This window comes from Beijerinckia mobilis, assembly GCF_000745425.1.
In the GTDB taxonomy this organism is placed as follows: domain Bacteria; phylum Pseudomonadota; class Alphaproteobacteria; order Rhizobiales; family Beijerinckiaceae; genus Beijerinckia; species Beijerinckia mobilis.
This window is the reverse complement of record NZ_KN050689.1, coordinates 117,740-136,679: the sequence shown is the minus strand read 5'-3', so window position 1 is coordinate 136,679 and position 18,940 is coordinate 117,740. Positions and strand designations below refer to the sequence as shown.

16 protein-coding genes and 1 tRNA gene are annotated in these 18,940 nt (G+C 55.4%); 15 read left to right on the top strand and 2 right to left on the bottom strand.

Going from position 1 to position 18,940, the window contains the following annotated elements; genetic code table 11:
• Window positions 1–324: 324 nt before the first annotated feature.
• Window positions 325–867 (top strand): iron transporter, encoded by a 543-nt coding sequence (locus tag DL88_RS18870; protein WP_034999654.1) that lies wholly within the window; start codon window positions 325–327, stop codon window positions 865–867.
• Between the two features lie 104 nt (window positions 868–971).
• Window positions 972–2,525, top strand: a complete 1,554-nt coding sequence (locus DL88_RS18865) for a carbohydrate porin (RefSeq protein ID WP_084705298.1) — start codon at window positions 972–974, stop codon at window positions 2,523–2,525.
• Between the two features lie 44 nt (window positions 2,526–2,569).
• Here the strand turns inward: DL88_RS18865 and DL88_RS18860 are convergent, their stop codons facing one another.
• Window positions 2,570–2,788, bottom strand: a complete 219-nt coding sequence (locus DL88_RS18860) for a hypothetical protein (protein WP_034999652.1) — start codon at window positions 2,786–2,788, stop codon at window positions 2,570–2,572.
• A 99-nt stretch (window positions 2,789–2,887) separates the two neighbouring features.
• Between DL88_RS18860 and rfbC the strand changes: the two genes are divergently transcribed.
• The 5 genes from rfbC to DL88_RS18835 all read left to right on the top strand — a co-directional run bounded on the left by rfbC (window position 2,888) and on the right by DL88_RS18835 (window position 8,235).
• Window positions 2,888–3,463, top strand: a complete 576-nt coding sequence (gene rfbC / locus DL88_RS18855; protein WP_034999650.1) for a dTDP-4-dehydrorhamnose 3,5-epimerase — start codon at window positions 2,888–2,890, stop codon at window positions 3,461–3,463.
• A complete protein-coding gene (rfbB, locus tag DL88_RS18850) occupies window positions 3,460–4,545 on the top strand; it encodes a dTDP-glucose 4,6-dehydratase (protein ID WP_034999648.1) in 1,086 nt (361 codons plus the stop codon). Before rfbC ends, rfbB begins: the two co-directional genes overlap by 4 nt.
• Window positions 4,529–5,440 carry a dTDP-4-dehydrorhamnose reductase gene (gene rfbD, locus DL88_RS18845; RefSeq protein WP_034999645.1) on the top strand — a complete coding sequence of 304 codons (912 nt, stop codon included), beginning with the start codon at window positions 4,529–4,531 and terminating at the stop codon, window positions 5,438–5,440. The genes rfbB and rfbD overlap by 17 nt, the downstream gene beginning before the upstream one ends.
• Window positions 5,441–6,282: 842 nt before the next feature.
• A complete protein-coding gene (locus tag DL88_RS18840; protein ID WP_156971207.1) occupies window positions 6,283–7,794 on the top strand; it encodes a hypothetical protein in 1,512 nt (503 codons plus the stop codon).
• 267 nt (window positions 7,795–8,061) lie between these two features.
• Window positions 8,062–8,235, top strand: coding sequence for a hypothetical protein (locus tag DL88_RS18835; RefSeq protein ID WP_156971206.1), 174 nt, complete (start codon window positions 8,062–8,064; stop codon window positions 8,233–8,235).
• A 213-nt stretch (window positions 8,236–8,448) separates the two neighbouring features.
• Here the strand turns inward: DL88_RS18835 and DL88_RS18830 are convergent, their stop codons facing one another.
• Window positions 8,449–9,117 (bottom strand): putative quinol monooxygenase, encoded by a 669-nt coding sequence (locus tag DL88_RS18830; RefSeq protein WP_034999638.1) that lies wholly within the window; start codon window positions 9,115–9,117, stop codon window positions 8,449–8,451.
• Window positions 9,118–9,668: 551 nt separating this feature from the next.
• On the opposite strand from DL88_RS18830, the gene rsmI reads away from it, so the two are divergent.
• The 8 genes from rsmI to DL88_RS18790 all read left to right on the top strand — a co-directional run bounded on the left by rsmI (window position 9,669) and on the right by DL88_RS18790 (window position 18,639).
• Entirely contained in the window at window positions 9,669–10,592 is a 924-nt protein-coding gene (rsmI, locus tag DL88_RS18825; RefSeq protein ID WP_034999812.1) for a 16S rRNA (cytidine(1402)-2'-O)-methyltransferase, read from the top strand.
• A 10-nt stretch (window positions 10,593–10,602) separates the two neighbouring features.
• Window positions 10,603–11,046 (top strand): YraN family protein, encoded by a 444-nt coding sequence (locus DL88_RS18820; protein WP_084705297.1) that lies wholly within the window; start codon window positions 10,603–10,605, stop codon window positions 11,044–11,046.
• A 191-nt stretch (window positions 11,047–11,237) separates the two neighbouring features.
• Window positions 11,238–12,212 (top strand): NUDIX hydrolase, encoded by a 975-nt coding sequence (locus tag DL88_RS18815; RefSeq protein WP_034999808.1) that lies wholly within the window; start codon window positions 11,238–11,240, stop codon window positions 12,210–12,212.
• Window positions 12,213–12,380: 168 nt separating this feature from the next.
• Window positions 12,381–13,364 (top strand): quinolinate synthase NadA, encoded by a 984-nt coding sequence (nadA, locus tag DL88_RS18810; RefSeq protein ID WP_034999806.1) that lies wholly within the window; start codon window positions 12,381–12,383, stop codon window positions 13,362–13,364.
• Window positions 13,365–13,502: 138 nt separating this feature from the next.
• Complete coding sequence (locus DL88_RS18805) at window positions 13,503–15,053, top strand: L-aspartate oxidase (RefSeq protein ID WP_034999635.1); 1,551 nt, start codon at window positions 13,503–13,505, stop codon at window positions 15,051–15,053.
• Between the two features lie 40 nt (window positions 15,054–15,093).
• A complete protein-coding gene (nadC, locus tag DL88_RS18800) occupies window positions 15,094–15,960 on the top strand; it encodes a carboxylating nicotinate-nucleotide diphosphorylase (protein ID WP_034999633.1) in 867 nt (288 codons plus the stop codon).
• Between the two features lie 116 nt (window positions 15,961–16,076).
• A tRNA-Ile gene (locus DL88_RS18795) sits at window positions 16,077–16,152 on the top strand.
• A gap of 1,026 nt (window positions 16,153–17,178) precedes the next feature.
• Window positions 17,179–18,639: a right-handed parallel beta-helix repeat-containing protein gene (locus DL88_RS18790; RefSeq protein WP_034999631.1), complete on the top strand. Its 1,461-nt coding sequence runs from the start codon at window positions 17,179–17,181 to the stop codon at window positions 18,637–18,639.
• The last annotated feature ends 301 nt before the right edge of the window (window positions 18,640–18,940 follow it).

Sequence of the window (18,940 nt, the reverse complement as noted above, 5' to 3'; positions counted from 1 at the left end):
TTCGAATATTGGGAGCCAATCCAATGCTTACTGCCCATGGAAGGAAAGTAAGCAAAGTGCGATGTCAGTAAGCATTGCTCAGGCATTTTTAGCTATTTCTGCAGCAGACTATCCAGCTTCTTCAAGTCATAATAGTCTGTGCGAGACAAGAATACTTCTAAGAAACTATGAGTATGACAAAGTTTAGATTTATTAAAAAGTAAAAAAGAATGGAATTGTGTATTTTAATTGACGGCATGAAGTAAGCGATTAATGTCACCATATTGTGACCGCCTGCATAGGTGGGCGTCCAGATAATAGAGCAAATGATAGGATGACTGATTCATGCGGCTGGCTCTGACTCTGATTTCTGCGGCAAGCATTTCCGGCATTCTCGCCCCGGCCGTCGCCAAGGAATATCCCATCGGTAAGCCGCAGAATGAAAATGGCCTTGAAATTGGGGCGGTTTATCTCCAGCCGATCGAAATGGATCCCGCGGGCATGATGGCGCCGGCCGCGGAAACGGATGTCCATCTTGAAGCCGATATCAAGGCGGCCAAGAACAATCCGAATGGTTTCGCGGAAGGCGATTGGATGCCCTATCTCGGCGTCGATTATGAACTGACGAAACTCAATGACCAACAGACGAAAAAGGGCGTCTTCATGCCCATGGTCGCTAACGACGGGCCGCATTATGGCGACAATGTCAAATTGATGGGGCCCGGGAAATACAAATTGACATTGACCATCACGTCGCCGGGTGACAATCCGCACGTGCATTTCGGCCGCCATATCGACAAGGAAACCGGTGTCGGTCCCTGGTTCAAGCCCTTTTCGGTCAGTTTCGAATTCACCTATGCCGGCATTGGTAAGAAGGGTGGATATTGATCGGTCCCTGTCGTTCGTTCCATGCCGTTGATGACCAAGAGTGTCGAGGAAGCCTCCACATGCCATCGAGCGAGGGAGAATGGCTTCGTTATGAGAGGCGAGAGATGATCAAAGGACGCCATTCCGGGCCGTGTTTCGTGCGGTTCGCGAGAGTGATGCGCTGCGGCATTTACGGCGGTCTTTGTGTTTTCACTCTTGGTGCGGCCGTCAATGCGTATGCGCAGGATCTTCCGGTGTTTCAACTGGATCAGAACCGCGCCGCGCTTGAGGGAAGCGCTGCGGCCGTGAGTCAGATCAGTCCGGCAACTGTAGCCATTTCGACCTCGCGGACACCGCCCGATAACGAGACGCACGGTAAACTCGACACTAGCGGCAATCTGCTTGGTGATATCGGCGGGCTAAGAACCTGGCTCGACAAATATGGCGTGACCCTCAGCGTCAATGAGATTGCGGAACTCTGGGGCAATACCACCGGTGGCACCAAACAGCGGCCGGCATTCAATGGCGTGCTGGCAATGACGCTCACCGCCGATCTCGAAAAGACAATCGGCTTCGAGGATGGTGTTTTCAACGTCAGCGGCCTGCTGATCCATGGCCATCCAATCAGCATGTATTCGCAACTTGGCGTCTTCAATCCGACCAGCGGCTTCGAAGGTATGCGTTCGACGCGTCTGTTCGAATTGTGGTATCAGCAGGGCTTCCTCGACAACAAGATCGACGTCAAGATCGGCCAGATGGATCTCGATACCGAGTTTCTCATCAGCCAATATGCCTCCTTGTTTCTAAATGCTTCCTTCGGCTGGCCGCTCGCTCCGTCCATCAATCTTTATTCCGGAGGGCCGTCGTGGCCACTGGCGGCACCAGGCGTCCGGTTGCGCTACCGGCCCAATGACCAATGGACCTTCATGTTCGCGGCGACGGACGATAATCCGTCCGGCCACGCCTTTGTCAATGCGAACGACCCCTCGAACCAGACGGTGCATCCGGGCGGCAATAATTTCAACCTGAACACCGGAGCCCTGCTGATCGGCGAAATGCAATATGTCACGAGCTTCTGGGGCGCGAAGGATGGCAAGGACGGGTTGCCAGGCATCTATAAGCTCGGCGGTTATTACGACACGGCCTCGTTTCCCGATGAGCGTTATGATACCCGGGGCGTTTCTCTGGCCTCGCCGGACAGCAATGGTTATCCGGCCATGCGCAAGGGCAATTGGATGCTTTACGGCATCATGGACCAGATGATCTGGCGCCCCGATCCTGAGTCTCCCACCGCACTCGGCTTTTTTGCCCGTGCCACCGGTAATGGAGGCGACCGCAATGTCGTCGATGTCAGTGTCGATACCGGCTTTTCGCTGAAGGCGCCCCTGCCCGGCCGTGACAATGATACATTCGGAATCGGCTACGGTATGGGCCATGTCAGTAACCGCGCCAGTGGCCTGAGCTGGGACAATCTCTATTATTCCGGATCCAATTATCCGATCCGCGGAACCGAGCATCATTTCGAACTGACCTATCAGGCGCAGTTGACGCCCTGGCTGACGCTCCAGCCGGATTTCCAATATGTCTGGAACCCTGGCGGCGGTATCCCCAATCCCGATACCGGCTATAAAATCGGCGATATTCTCATCTTCGGCCTCCATGCCAACGTCACGTTCTGATCGTGACTCTCTGATCCTCTCCCGCCGATCAGCCCGGCATGGATTCACGCTTTGAGTCTGTGCCGGAATTTGCCGAGCGCGACGAGTGACCAGACCCCTTCCACGAGACCGAAGGGCCAGGCGCCCTGGAGAAAGCCGTAAGCCGAGCCGAGCGCACAGGATGCGGCGAAAGCCAGCGTAAGCCAGGGGGAGCGGTCCTCGAACGCATAAGTGGCCAGCATGGCGCTGACGGCGAAAAGCCCGAAGAGCGTTAGACCATCCATTCTTCCCTCCAATCGACCCGGTGGACATGCGAGCATAATCGGGGCAAAAGACGCAAATTCCTGCCGATTAATGATGCCCCATCGAGGAGCCCATAGCGCATGGCTTTGGACGTCGAAAAGCTTGCAATTCCAGGTGTTTTATTGATCAGGCCGAAAAAGTTCGGCGATGCGCGCGGCTATTTCAGCGAGACTTACAATCTGCGTGCCTACCAGGAGGCCGGTATCGGCTGCACCTTCGTGCAGGATAATCAGTCGCTTTCCGCCCAGAAGGGGACCATTCGCGGCTTGCATTTCCAGACGCCGCCGGAGCCGCAGGCGAAACTCGTGAGGGTGCTGCGCGGCGCAATTTTCGACGTGGCCGTCGATCTGCGGCAGGGCAGCCCCACCTATGGAAAATGGTGTGGCGCGACGCTCACCGGAGAGGCTGGCGAGCAGCTCTTCGTGCCGCGCGGCTTTGCCCACGGCTTCTGCACGCTCGTGCCGGATACGGAAGTCGCCTATAAGGTCGATGGTTTCTATGCACCCGGCTGCGATGCCGGCCTGCGTTTCGACGATCCGGATATTGGCGTCGCATGGCCGCTTGATGGCGTGGCGGCGCTTGTCTCGGACAAGGACGCCAAGGCGCCGTTCCTGCGCGATTTCCAGTCCCCCTTCACCTATGAGGCCACGGCATGAGCCGGTTTCTCGTCACCGGCGGGGCCGGTTTCATCGGTTCGGCGGTCGTGCGGCATCTGATTGATGACACGCCGCATGAAGTCTGTGTGCTCGATAAGCTCACTTATGCCGGCAATCTCGACAATCTGGCCCCCGTCGCCCAAAATTCGCGTTATCGTTTCGAGCAGATCGATATTTGCGACCGCGACGCCGTGGGTGGTCTCGTCAATAGTTACCGGCCCGATGTCCTGATGCATCTTGCCGCCGAGAGCCATGTCGATCGCTCGATCGATGGGCCGGCCGCCTTCATCGAGACCAATCTCGTGGGCACCTTCACTTTGCTCGAGGCGGCGCGGACTTTCTGGCAGGGCCTGTCCGATGCCGAGAAACCGGGCTTCCGCTTTCATCACGTTTCGACGGATGAGGTGTTCGGCTCGCTCGGCGCGGACGGTTTCTTTTCCGAGACGACATCTTACCAGCCCAATTCGCCCTATTCGGCCTCGAAGGCCGGGTCCGATCATCTGGTGCGCGCCTGGGGTCATACCTATGGCCTGCCGACAGTGACATCCAATTGCTCGAACAATTACGGGCCCTATCATTTCCCCGAAAAGCTCATTCCGCTCATGATCCTCAACGCGCTCGAGGGCAAGCCGCTGCCGGTCTATGGCAACGGCCGGAATGTGCGTGATTGGCTCTATGTCGAGGATCATGCCCGCGCGCTCGTCACCATTGCCGAAAAAGGCGTGCCGGGCGAGAGCTATAATGTCGGCGGCTGGAACGAGCGCGCCAATATTGATGTCGTGCGGACGGTCTGTGCCTTGGTCGACGAGATGGCACCCGATGCCACGATCGGCCCGCGGGAAAAACTCATCACTTTCGTGACTGACAGGCCCGGCCACGATGCGCGCTATGCCATCGATGCGAGCAAGATCAAGCGGGAACTCGGCTGGGAGCCGCGCGAGACCTTCGAGACCGGCCTGCGCAAGACGGTGCGCTGGTATCTCGATAATCCCGACTGGTGGACCCGCATACGCTCCGGTCTCTATCGCGGTGAAAGGCTGGGTGTTGGGAGTGAGGGAGGCAGCATTGGCAAGGTCGCCTGAAGCTCCCATTCTCGTCTTCGGTGCCGGCGGACAGCTCGGCCAGGAGGTGCTCGTCCGCGCCAGGGCGGCGGGCCTTCCCGCCGTGGGGCTTACGCGCGGTGAGGCAGATATTGCCGATGCCGATGCTGTCTCCCGTGCAATCGAGGCGACAAAGCCGCGTCTCATTCTGAATGCGGCGGCCTTCACCGCCGTCGACAAGGCGGAGAATGAACCGGAAGCGGCTTTTCGCGGCAATGTTCTCGGCGCTGAAAATGTCGCGAGAGCCGCCAATGCCGCTGATGTGCCGCTCATCCATATTTCGACCGATTACGTCTTCGATGGCAGTAAACAGGGTGCCTATGTGGAAAGCGATCCGATCGCGCCGCTCGGCATCTACGGCAGCACCAAGGCTGAAGGCGAGGCAAAGGTCCGCGCGATTGCCCCGAAGCATATCATTCTGCGGACAGCCTGGGTGTTTGGCCCCTATGGTGCCAATTTCCTGAAAACCATGTTGCGGCTGGCGAAAGAGCGCGATCACCTGCGCGTGGTCGCCGACCAGCGTGGCTGCCCGACCGCGACGGCGGATATTGCCAAGGCAATCTTCGCCATCGACAGGGTGCTCGCAAACGAAGCCGCGGCGCCCTGGGGCACCTATCATTTTGGCGGTAGTGAGACACTGACATGGCATGCCTTCGCCGAAAGGATCATCGAGGCGCAGGCGGTGTACACAGGCAAAAAGCCGAAGGTCGAGGCAATCTCCACGACGGACTACCCGACGCCGGCGAAACGGCCGGCCAATTCGGAACTTGAGAGCGGTTTGTTTGCGCAGACATTTGGCTATCGGGCGGCAGGATTATTAGAACGCATTGGTGAGACGGTCGGGCAATTGCTGGCACCCGGATCCAAGACCAACTGATCGAGATTGAGACCTCATTCAAAATCTGTTATGAGTTCCTTGCAATAATTGATATGTTCTTCCGGTATGAATGGCAAATGACGTCGATCGTACCATATTGCTCATCATACCCTATGTGTTAGACTATTTTGATAGTCGTTGGTTGCCTGACGATGGATATCTGATCAGGTTGGCGCCATAATGGAAGGGTGCGCCTATCGGCATTTTCACCGCTTTGGAAATTGCGGTCGTTCGGCTTCAAATTTGGAAGTATGTTCGGTAGGCAGTTGCTGATTGCAAGTTACGCAATAGATGTCTGGTATGGGCCGGATATTGTGCAAGTCAAAATCTGCGCTTCTAGTTGTTCATTAAACAAAGCTTTTTCGTGTCATCGCATAATTATGCGCCCTGTTTCTCTTAAGGATGACATTTGATCGAATCAGGTCTCTTCATCCCATCAATGGAATACAATTCTGGTGCTGTTGCAAATAACAGGTTTGTTGTTTGTAACTCTGACTGGGATGTTTTTTCAACGAGTAAAAGTGTAATTTTCTGTCAAGGCATGGTTCTAATATTCGACAATGGGCGATAAGTTTGCTGATTTAGCAATGAATAGGATCAGGCTCTTATAATTTTGAATCGTTCCGCGGTCTCATCTCTTTGAAAAACTCTGATTTTCGAGTGGAGCGTTCTGGATATATGTGAAACGCATGAGTGTATAGCTCTCCTACCTCGCATCCAGCGTCACCTAAATAAAGAATATCTACCGGAATAGATATAATCAGTGTGAATAATGAGCAAGCAAATCATATTGTCATTCAGTAGAAAAGTGCAAATACGAAACTTTATTGCTGGAGATCTTTATGAAACCTGCTATTTTGCGGGACGATTTCCATTTACGTAAAGTAAATATAATTGTTCCAATTTGTATAATGCTGCCTTTTGTAGTCGCTCAATTATATATTGGTACGTCAATAGATATTCTTTTTATTGCGTTCTGTGCTTATATCATTCCTTTTTTTCTTCTTCATGTTAACGGTAGAGATCTGTTTTCTATATTGGCGGCGACTTACAGCTTACGCTATGTCGGAATTGCGTTAATTGCCAAGACATTCTATGGGCAAAGTCTTGAGGAAAATCTTTTTTTTCCCCTTGAGGCATACACTTTGACGCTTGCGTTCATGATTGTCACATGCCTTGCTTTGTTGATTATCCGTTCTGTTAGTGCGACGAGTGGCCGATATCCATTTCCGCCAGAGCCGCAAGTTTTGCGGCGTATCTCTAATGTAGGTTTGGTGATCGGCTTTATCGGGTTGGTAATTGTAAGTACAAATAAATCTCGCGTGGCAGGAGAGGCTAGTTCAGGCCCCGTCTTCATTATTGCTACCGCGATGATGACGGCACTTTATCTTTCTGTTATTTGCGAGACCCTAAAAGGAATCCTCGAAAGTAATGGAAGGGGATTTATTACGCTGCGGTTAATCTTAATATATATTGTAATAATTCCGTTCGTGATATTTATGAATACACGCGAGTTTCTCCTCTCATCATTTATTGGAGTGGGGATTACCGCCTTCATGTATAATGCAATCAAGTGGCGTCATATTTTGCTTGTGATGGTACTTGCTTATTTTTTCATGCACATATTTACACCAATTACGCTTTATCTGCGCATGGGCAAGGAGGGGCTTTCTACGCCTCAATATATTGAATTTATAAGCAATACTATGACCCGCCTGGTTGGCGAAGATGGCTTCTATGATATGATTGTCGAAAGTGTAGAGGCTGCCGGTAAGTTTAATGCTGCCAATGCAAGGGCTGATGCAGTCCAATATGATTATTATGGAGATCAGTCGAATGTTCTTAATCGACTGTCCTACGTGGCTCTAGTGGATGCTGTTAATAATCAGATGTCTTACAGAATCCCCTTGGGAATGGAGGTCGTTGACCAGGATTTGATCCGCATATTGCCAAGCTTTGTTGTTTCTCGAGGCAATGACACTAATGCCGTCGGAATGGGGGATTGGTTAAATTGGCAAATCGGCTTGGCCACCCCAGGTCGTGCTTATTTTTCGTCATTCGCTTTGCCGATGGAAGGTTTGGTGACTTGGGGGTTGGTTGGGTTTTTGGGCTATCAGTTTTTCTTTATAGCGTTGTATTTGTTGGCTTGCTCGACGATCTCTACTTTTCGGGTCCCACTTCCTGCTAGCATATATGTTTATGCGGCAACGCAGCATATGTTTGTTGAAGGGGCTGTTTCCACATTGATGGCCATGATGATGCGCTCCCTGCTGTTCGTGGCAATTATGATCTACTTCATACAGATGTATGCTTATTCGAAAAATATGAAGTATGGAAAATTAATGCGAACCTAAATTTGTGAAAATAGCAAACAGACTTTTTTACCAGGTCTCAACGAGAATGATTCATTGAGGTTTGGCCTCCGCGACGGCGAGCGATGGCTTCCCGCCGGACCTCGTTAACCCCAACAGGTTGGGATTAACGAGATTTGGTATTCGCGTGGCAAGTTTATCTCGACGGTTGGTTACGCTGAGATAAACGGGTAAAAATTAGTCAAATCGCAGCGCTTCCACGGAGGAGCGCAATTCTATACTTATTTGATCGATGGCAAGGACAAGGTCATGGTCCCGGACGATGATATGAAAGAACTCCGGAATGAGCTCCGTGGTCAATTACCGATCGACGAAATTAAAGAATATGCCAACCAACGAAGTGCCCTGATGTATTCTATTGTCCTCATCGGTGTTTTCTTCATCGTAATCGCCATTTCGTTTCTTCTTGATCGGCTTGGCTGAAGGTTCGTTGATTAGAGGGGGGGAATACGACGGTCGCAATGATGATATCGTAATGATAGGACTGTTTATTGTCCTATGACAAGGGGTGCCGAGGCTGATGCACTAATCCGCATGGCCCTGTCTGTACGACGATCTGTTATCGTCCGGATCGGAGACAGGGTTGTTGTGAGCGTTAAGAGCAGCGCTCAGGAAGCCGATGAATCGAGTGATATTTTAATTCACACTCTGATACAGCCGGTCGTCATAAAGGGCGCCGAGCATGGGGCCGAGTTTCGTTCTGAATGTGCGTGTCGGTTTGGCGGCCTGATAGGCCTCAAAGGCGGTGCGATTGGCCCAGATCTCGATCAAGGTGAAATGATTGTCCCTGTTCAATTGCGGGCCGAAAATCGTGCGTATGTGCCCGGGCATGGCGCGGCTCGCTTCGCCTAAATCCTTGAGCATCGCCGCCGCTTCATCTTTGTAGGCGGGCATGACATCGACATGGGTGACGACCCAGAAGGCCTGTGGCGGAATGGGTTTTTTGGGGCTTTCCCACAAGACATCCATCTGCCTTTCATCGAGCGGCGCAACCGTCGTGTTGGCGATGACGTTCTGCATGAGTTCCGATGGTTCATGCGTTGCTTCCTTGGCGACGAAGGATTTGTAGGCCAGAAAGCGTTCGTTGTCGCCGATCTCGTGCAGGACGGCACCGTCATCGCACAGATGATCGCGCAAGCACGTCTGCACATTGGCCTTCAGCGCACCTGCCATATGCGGAACTGTCTGCGGGAGGACTTCAACATAGATCGTGTCGAAACGGCGCTGGTCTTCAGCCCGTGCAATCTGTCCGGCAAGCAAGATGGCCGCTATGGTGATGAGAGGCTGGAGAGATGAGCCGAGCATCCTGAACTCCCTGAAGGACGGAAAGGCAAAGTTACTATCCCGCTTGAGCTCTTGGGAAGCAAATCGAAAGGCGGAGGGAGGCGTGATTTGTGGATCGGATGATTGCAATTGGTCGTGATCTCGATCTCGGTAAAGCTGCTAAGCTTTGCCTTCGCTGCGTCTGCGCCGTTAGGGCAAATTATGATCGGACCGAGATCGTCAACCTGCGAAGCGCATTCAAATTTCCTTATGCTGGCTTGAGCGGTAATGCGTCTCGGCATCTCCCTCTCCCTTGGAAGTCTTGTTCCCGAGGGACTTGCAAAATCCGGCATCTGTTCTATAAACAGAACAGATTGGTTGATTTTCAGAACAAGCCATTGAACGGTGATGACCGCATCGAGAGCATTGAAATAATGCAAGAAGGCGATAGGTCCGCGGCGGGTTCAAATCTACCGTCAAAAGGATGCCCACTTTCGGGTTTGATGCTCTAGAATCCAGGTCTCGATTCCGGGACGCATGGTTTCGCGAGGCCAGAGCGTAAATCCGCAGAATGGTTGACGGGTGCGATGACCATGAATGATCGAAACGTGCATCCTGACATAGCCGCTCCCGGCGCCTTCACCGCTCTCGGTCTCAGGGCCGAGGCGGAGCCGTTGCGTCCGGGCCTGCATGTCGTCGCCACGCCGATCGGCAATCTCGCCGATATTTCCCTGCGTGCGCTCTCGACTCTCGCCGCCGCCGAGGCTGTGCTGGCGGAAGACACGCGCGTCACCAAAATTCTGCTCGCCCATTACGGCATTGCGACGCCGCTTGTTGCTTATCACGAGCATAATGCGGCGGTCATGCGCCCGCATCTCCTTGCGCGGCTGGAACAGGGCGCGGCTCTGGCGCTCGTCTCCGATGCCGGCACCCCGCTCATTTCCGATCCCGGCTTCAAACTCGTCGCCGAAGCCGTCGAGCGCGGCATTATCGTGACCTCGGTGCCCGGCGCTTCCGCCGTTCTCGCTGGCCTTGTTGTCGCTGGCCTGCCGACTGACCGTTTCTTCTTCGAAGGGTTTCTGCCGCCGAAATCCGCCGCGCGGCGCGAGCGCATCGCCACGCTTGCCGCCATTCCCGGCACGCTGGTCTTTTTCGAATCGCCGCGCCGGGTGGCCGAAACGCTCGCCGATCTGGCTGCCGTGCTCGGCCCGAGGTCCTGTGCTCTCGCGCGGGAGCTCACCAAATTCTATGAAACCGTGCGCCGCGGCACGCTGACGGAACTTGCCGAGGCTTTGGCGAATGAGCCGCCGCCCAAGGGGGAAATCGTGCTGCTCGTTGGCGGTCCGCCGGAACAGGCCGAAATTTCCGCCGAGGATCTCGACAGCCAGATTGGCAAGGCGCTCGAAACGCTGTCGGTCAAGGATGCCGCTGTTATGGTTGCGGGCGCCACTGGCCAGCCGCGCCGGAAAATCTATGCGCGGGCGCTTGAACTCGCCAATGTGCCCAAGAGGCCATGAGGACGCAGAAATGCGCGACGAGGGGGCGATAAAGCGTAAGGCGGGGATATCCGACCGGCGGGAGGAATTTTCGCCGCATCATGCTGCCAGCATCCGGAGGAAACGCGCCTATCGCCATGGTCATTTCGCCGAAATGCTCGCCATTTTATGGCTGCGCCTGCATTTCTATCGCATTCTCGGCCGGCGTTTTCACGTGCGCGGCGGGGAAATCGACATTATCGCCCGCCGGGGCGAGACCATTGCCTTCATCGAGGTGAAGGCACGCGCGACGCTCGATGAAGCCCTTTTGGCGATTGATGCGGCAAAGCGCCGACGCATGGGTTTTGCGGTGCGGACATGGCTGGCGCGCCATCCTTTCTCCGCCGCCTGCACCCTGCGCGGTGACGCGCTCTGCATCGCACCCTGGCGTCTGCCGCGTCATCTTCCGGCGGCGATTCCCCTCGATATTGACTAAAAGAGACGCGGCTTGAGACCGTGCGCTTCTTGCCGGCCGATTGGTCCCGCCCTTCTTTTCGCCGGCCGCTCGCCAATTCTATCATCGGGAGCCTCTTTGCGTTATGGTCACCGCCACAGGCTCTCACTAGGCGAGGTTCGTTTCATCGCCGCGCAGGCGAATCCAGAATGATTGAGGAGACCGGTTTCCGCATGGAAAGGCTCAAGGAGACAGCCGTTTCGGCTGCGCCGCCATCGCGCCGCGCCACGGATGCGGGGCAGGGCATTTCCGCCGATCTGATCGCTGTTCTCACGGCCGTTACCCGGGGCGAGCCGCGGGTGCTAACGATTCAGGATCAGAGCGCCCTGCCGTCCGGTCCTTTTCAACTGGAGCACCGCTCGCTGCAGGCGGGCTTGCGTGCCTGGGTCGAGCGCCAGACCCATCTGCCGCTCGGCTATATCGAACAGCTCTACACCTTCGCTGATCGCGACCGGAGCGGGGTTTCCGACGGCTATCCGGTCATTTCGATCAGCTACCTCGGCCTCACGCGCGAGCAGCCCGCTTCCGGCGAATATGAAGCGAGCTGGCGCAGCTGGTATGTTTATTTCCCTTGGGAGGATCATCGCACCGGCGCGCCGCCGATGATTGGTGAAAGTCTATTGCCCGCCCTCGAACGATGGGCGAAAGGCGACAGGAGCCTCGCGCAGAACCGCTGGCAGCGCATTGCCATGACCTTCGGCCTCGAAGGGCGGAGCTGGAACGAGGAACTGGTGCTGCAACGCTACGAACTGCTTTATGAGGCGGGTCTTATTCCCGAGGCCTGGCGCACCGGTGCGCCGGCAGTCCCGGCCATTGCTGGGCGGCCGATGATCCTCGACCATCGACGCATTCTCGCGACCGGCATCGCGCGGCTCCGGGCCAAGATCAAATATCACCCGGTCGTGTTCGAGCTGATGCCGGAAACCTTCACATTATTGCAATTGCAGCGTTGCGTTGAAGCGCTCGCTGGCCGGCTGGTGCACAAGCAGAATTTTCGCCGCCTCATAGAGCAGCAGGAACTCGTTGAAGAAACAGGAGAATTGACGGCGGATACGGGTGGGCGGCCAGCCAAGCTGTTCCGCTTCCGCCGCGAGGTTCTGGCCGAACGCGCGATCGTCGGGACAAAACTGCCCATACAGCGGTCTTGACAAATCTTATGCTCATCCCCAGCATATACCCATATAATACTCAAAGGGAGTATAAGGATGGGCTTTCGTTCTAGGGCGCAGGAAACACTGATTTTGAGGGAACAGCCGGGGGCTGCCGGCCCCGTGCCGTCCTCCGCTCATGCGCCGATCCACGCCCGCATGCCACATATGCACGAGACCCGCCAGGAGACTCGTGATGAGGCGCTCTATGAGAAAGTCCGGAATGTGATTCCCGCTTTCGAGTGGCCAGTTTATGCGCAAGAGATTGACGCCATCATGACGCTGAAGAAACAGCGCAATGCGGTGATTCTCGCGCATAATTACCAGACCCCCGAAATCTATCATTGCGTCTCCGATCTCGTCGGCGACAGCCTGGCGCTCGCCCGCGAGGCGATGGCGGTCGATGCCGATGTGATCGTGCTCGCCGGCGTCCATTTCATGGCCGAGACCGCGAAACTGATGAATCCTGGCAAGACGGTGCTCATTCCCGACCTGGGCGCTGGCTGCTCGCTCGCCGAATCGATCACGCCCGAGGATGTGCGTGAACTCCGCCGCCGCTATCCCGGCGTGCCGGTGATCACTTATGTGAACACTTCCGCCGCCGTGAAGGCCGAATCGGACATTTGCTGCACCTCCGGCAATGCCAAGGCGGTGGTTGAATCGCTCGGCGTGCCGCGCGTCATTATGATCCCCGACGAATATCTGGCGAAGAACATTGCCGCCGAGACCGATGTCGAGATCATCACCTGGAAGGGCCATTGCGAGGTGCACGAGCGTTTCGCGCCGCAGGATGTTCGCGAATTGCGTGACTCTTATCCCGGCGTCACCGTGCTCGCCCATCCCGAATGCCCGCCGGAAGTCGTCGAGGAGGCTGATTTTTCCGGCTCCACCGCGATGATGCAGGCTTTCGTCGCGCGGGAGAAACCGGCGCGGGTCGCGCTTCTGACCGAATGTTCGATGAGCGATAATGTCGCCGCGCATCATCCCGAGCTTGAATTCATCCGGCCCTGCAATCTCTGCCCGCATATGAAGAAGATCACTTTGGGCAATATCCGCCAAGCGCTCGAAACCATGACGCATGAAGTGATCATCGATCCGAGCGTCACCGAACGTGCGCGGCTCTCCGTCGAACGCATGCTGGCGGTGAAATAACTGGTCGAGCAATAGCGAGAAACAGGAAGAGAGCATCGGGCCAATGCATCAAGCCAGGCCAATGCTCTCCTCTACTGGAAACGCATCAGATCTTTTTAAGAAGGCGGATGCCGCTTTCTTGCTCCAACGGATCTTCCGATGACCGAAATCCATGACGTCGCCGGCGCGCCGATCATTATCGGTGGCGGCCTTGCTGGCCTGATGACGGCGCTTGCTTTGGCACCATCTCCGGTGGTTCTCATCGCCAAATCACCGCTCGGCCATGAGGCGTCGAGCGTGTTGGCGCAGGGCGGAGTCGCCGCCGCCATTGGCGCCGACGACAGTGTGGATCTGCATCTTGCCGATACGCTCAAGGCGGGCGATGGCCTCTGCGACGCGGAGGCCGCACGCTCGATCCTTGCCGAAGGACCGGATATTATCGAGGCCTTGCTGCGGTTTGGCGTGCCATTCGACCATGATGCGAAGGGCCGCATCGCCCTTGGTCTCGAGGCGGCGCACAGCCGGCACCGCATCGTTCATGCCGGCGGCGATGCGACTGGCGCGGCGATCATCAAAACTTTGGTTGCCCGCGTGAAGGAAACTCCCTCGATCACGCTCATCGAGCGGGTCGCGGCGCGGCGGCTGCTGGTGGACGATGGCCGCATCCGTGGCGTGCTTGCCAATACCCATTGCGGTCCGGTGGTGTTTCCGACCGATCGGGTGGTGATCGCGACCGGCGGCATCGGTGCGCTTTACGATTACGGCACCAATCCGGCCGGCTCCTTCGGCCAGGGGCTGGCGCTTGCGGCGCGCGCCGGCGCGATGATGGCCGATCTCGAATTCGTGCAATTCCATCCGACCGCGCTCGCCGGCACCAGTTTTCCCTTGAAACTCATCAGCGAGGCGGTGCGAGGCGAGGGCGCGATCCTCATCGACGAGACCGGTCGCCGGTTCATGGAAGGTGTGCCCGGCGCTGAACTCGCGCCACGCGATATTGTCGCCCGCGCCGTCTTCGCTGAATTGCAGGCGGGCCATCACGCATTTCTCGACGCGCGAAAGCAGCCAGGCACGGCCTTCCCCGGCCGGTTTCCGGCCATCACGGCCTTGCTCCACGCCGAGAAAATCGACCCCTTGAGCCAGCCGATCCCGATCCGCCCGGCCGCGCATTATCATATGGGCGGCATCAAGGTCGATGCTTTGGGGCGCACTTCCATCGAAGGGCTTTGGGCCTGCGGCGAGGCGGCCTCGACGGGTCTTCATGGAGCCAATCGGCTTGCCAGCAATTCCCTGCTCGAAGCCGCCATCTGCGGCCGGCGCGCGGGCCATGATATTCTTGGCACCTCAGCCAGCACCGCTCCAACGCGGCGCATCGCCGAGCAGCTCGCGGCGGCGCTGCCTGCACCGGGGCCGAGCGATCCCGCTCTCGTGCGGCCGATCGTTTCGCGCGGTATTGGCGTTTTGCGCAATGCCGAAGGGTTGCAGAGGGCTTTGGGCGATCTCTATCCGCTCGCCATGGGCATGACGCCCGCGGCCGATGCTGCCGTCACCGGCCTGATGATCGCCGCCTCGGCGCTGCGGCGCGAGGAAAGCCGAGGCGCGCATATGCGGCTCGATTTTCCGCATCATGCCTCTGTGGTGCGGCGTTCTTTTCTCCATCTCGACGAAGCGCTCGTGCTGGCGCAGCATTTCGCGCCGCAGGCCGTGGCATAAGCTCCCTCTTCTGCCGGGTTGCAACAGGAAGACCTTTCTCATGACCAGCACCTTGCATTCCATTGCAGAATTGCCGCGTCTCCTGATCGAGCCCCTGGTGCGCGCGGCGCTCATCGAGGATCTCGGCCGCGCCGGTGACATCACATCCGATGCGCTGATTCCCGCGCAGCAACAGACGCGCATGGCGCTGAATGCGCGCCAGCACGGTATCGTCAGCGGGCTCGCGGCGGCGAAAATCGCCTTCGAACTGATTGATCCGGCGATCCGCATCGTGGTGCACAAACACGATGGCGCCCGTCTCGCGCCGGGCGATGTCATCGCTCATGTCGAGGGGCCGGCGCGCGGCATTCTTACCGCGGAGCGGGTGGCGCTGAATTTCCTCGGTCATTTGAGCGGCGTCGCCAGCGCCACCGCGACGCTCGTCGCGGCTGTGGCTTTCTCCAAGGCGAAAATCGTCTGCACGCGCAAAACGACGCCCGGTCTGCGCAGCCTGGAAAAGCTGGCGGTGCGCCATGGCGGCGGCGAGAACCATCGCTTTGGCCTCGACGACGCCATGCTCATCAAGGACAATCATATTGCGCTCGCCGGCTCGGTCAGTGAGGCGCTACGGCGCGCCAAAAAGGCAGCGGGCCATCTCGTCAAGATCGAGATCGAGGTCGATACGCTGACGCAGCTCGAAGAGGTGCTGGCGGAGGGTGTCGATGCGGTCCTGCTCGACAATATGGCGTCTGATGTGCTCGCCGAAGCCGTCGCCATGGTGGCCGGCCGCGCCATTACGGAAGCCTCGGGGCGGGTCACGCCGGAGACGGCCACGATGATCGCTGAAAGCGGCGTCGATCTGATTTCGGTCGGCTGGCTGACGCACAGCGCCAGCGTTCTCGATATCGGCCTCGATTTTTGCGCATGAAAGCAAAGACAAAAGCGGCTTCGGCCTTGCGAAAGTGCGGCCGCCGATCGTAAACTGTTTTTATCAGCGCCGAGGAATCAGGCGCTCCCGCGAGAGGATCGGGCGATTGCCTCTGCGGGCCGGTAGCTCAATGGTTAGAGCCGGCCGCTCATAACGGTCTGGTTGGGGGTTCGAGTCCCTCCCGGCCCACCAGCAAAATAAGAAGTGTAGGCTCTTTTCCCCGACGCTCAGCTAGGCGGACGTGGTTCCTCCACTCGAGTCTCACTTAACGCTTCATATTGCGGGTCGTAATGGCGAACGCGATGCCGGTGTCTCGCGCGGACCGTCGACTTCATCGCATTGGCCCCGGCACTCTGGCGTGGCATCGGCTGGCTGGTGGGTTTCTTTTTATGCCCCCTGCTGACCTTGCCAACAGCCTGCAGGAACGCGTCATTAGTTGCAGACCAGTAAGCCGCATTCGCTCATACATCCGAGGCGATGTTGGAGGGATCGTTCATACATTCGCGCAGACGCGTCTCGTCATGGGTGACCGCATCCATGAATTATACTGATTCGGGGCGACAACCCTTCGAGGAAGGATCCCGCCGCAGCGACGGGACCGGAACGGGATGGAAAAGCTCGAAATCGACCGTCACCCACAAAATGTCTCCAGCGAACATCTTTCGCGGAGAGCTCTGAAAGGCGGTCCTTGATATCCCGGAACCCGGTTTGTCCTGTCATCCTCGCGCGCCAACGACATTCCGACAAGATCAAACCGCAAATCACTCAGATATGCCTGTTTCCGTAGGGAGGCAAATGATTCAGGATTGCTTGGCGGCTGTTTGATCACAGTGACGTGATCAATGAGATCCGGATGGAGTAGCGTAGCCCGCAGTCACTGGACATGTCGCGTGAAGCCGCATTCGCCGCAGCCCTATATCCCATATATGTGACACGCACTTTATATGCGCTTCGATCTGCTCCGTATGATTTTGAGAGTTTTTCGATAACATTGAATCATCTCACGATTTTCTTGCTTTGAACCGCTCTAATTCTTTGAGCAGGATGTTTTCGGATATATCTACTTTTACATGAAAGAGAGTTTATGGTATAAATGCTTATATAGAATCAGTGCATAATGTGTGTGGGCCTGCTGCTTAGCTTTGCCGGGTCGGAAGCATGATCGTTTGAAACAAGGTCGTCCAATGTGAAATTTCACCAGATTAGGAGTGTTAATTTATGATGCATCATCAATGGCCTTTTGCTGTCATCCCCTTCGTTGCCCTATTCATGACAGGGCACGATTCGGCGCATGCGACGACTTATTACGCGAGCGCGACACTAGGGAGCAGCTCCAACGACGGATTGTCGCCCGATACTCCTCGCGGCGATATACAATCGCTTGCTGATGTGTCCATGCCCGGTGATACGATCATGGTGATGGATGGGGTCTATACGGGTAATAGAACTGTTCAGAAGCCAATTCTCTTCATCAAAAATTCGGGTACTTCCGGAAACCCGATCACTTATCAGGCCTATCCCAATCACCACCCCATAATCAGCATGCAGGGTGATACGGCGGCAACGTTTGCTGTTGTGATTACCGGGTCGTATGTGAATTTTTCCGGATTTGAGATCATCGGGAACGCACAGGATTATACCCTTTCGGATGCGCAGGCGCATTTCTCTTCGGACCAAGCAGCCTATTTGGAGCAGAATACGGCTCCGTCACTTGCCGGAATGAACAGCACTTGTATTTACTCATCCGGAACTTTGCGCCTTAATATTAATAATAATCTTGTTCATGATTGTTCTGGTGCCGGAATTCATATTCAATCCAGCGATTATGTGACTATACAAAACAATACAGTTTACAATACCTCTTGGTGGAGTTCGTATGGCACGAGTGGGATAACGCTTCATTATTCGGTAAATAGTGACAAGAATCAGAATTATCGGAATTATATACTCTATAATATTTCTCATGATAATGGAAACGCGGTCCCCTATTATAATCCAAATGTCGGCGGGAACGTCCCGACCGATGGACACGGGATTTCGCTGGATCTGATGAATACGTCGAGCAATAGCCAAGCCTATATCGGGCGGACGCTGATAATGGGGAATATTATTTATAATAACGGTGGCGGAGGAGTTAACGATTACGGCAGCAATTATGCTGATATATTAAATAATACAGCTTTCATGAATAATAAATGTCCCATCCCGACATCAGATTGTGGGAATATAAAGTGGGGACAAATTTATGCGATATCATCTCAAGGTTCGAGAATATATAATAATATCCTTTATGCTCCGGCAACAAAGGCTGCTTATTCAAATCTTGGGAATACAAACGTTATAGAAGATTATAATTTGATGTTTAGTGTGGATGGGACGCCGGTCGGCCTTTATAATTATTCTCCTGCTATTCATGATATTATCGCAGATCCGCTTGTTCAACATCCAAATTTGGCGGATCAGTCTACATTCTCCAGTGACAGTACCGAGCAGGAGCGGACGAATCCGAAGCATTCGATCTGGGATCTCGCTCTCACGGCGAATTCGCCTGCCCGCAATCAGGGCATATCGGGACTTCTGCTTCCCAACGGAACAAACTTCGTTCCTAAATCCCGTAATGGTAATCTTGACACCACGATCGATATTGGCGCCGTATCTTATAATGCGAGTCAAAATTGAATCTGATGCAAAGTGGTGGTCCCGCAGTCGCGGGGCCACCTCCCCGTGGCCAAATCTCAATGCGTTATACTTATCGAAATTTGGTATGAGAGGTATCATGTGTCTGAACCCTATCGCCGCCAATATTGTTCGGATAGGGGCTGACAATGTAATGGATACTCTGAAAATTCAGAGTCGATATTTGTGTCCCTGAGTTGAATTGCGTGTAGGGGATGTGCTCATTCGAATGATCAGGAAGTTCCGGAAAATGTTCGGGGCAGTTTGTTCACGCCTTGTCGCGATGGTCTATCCGTCGCCACAG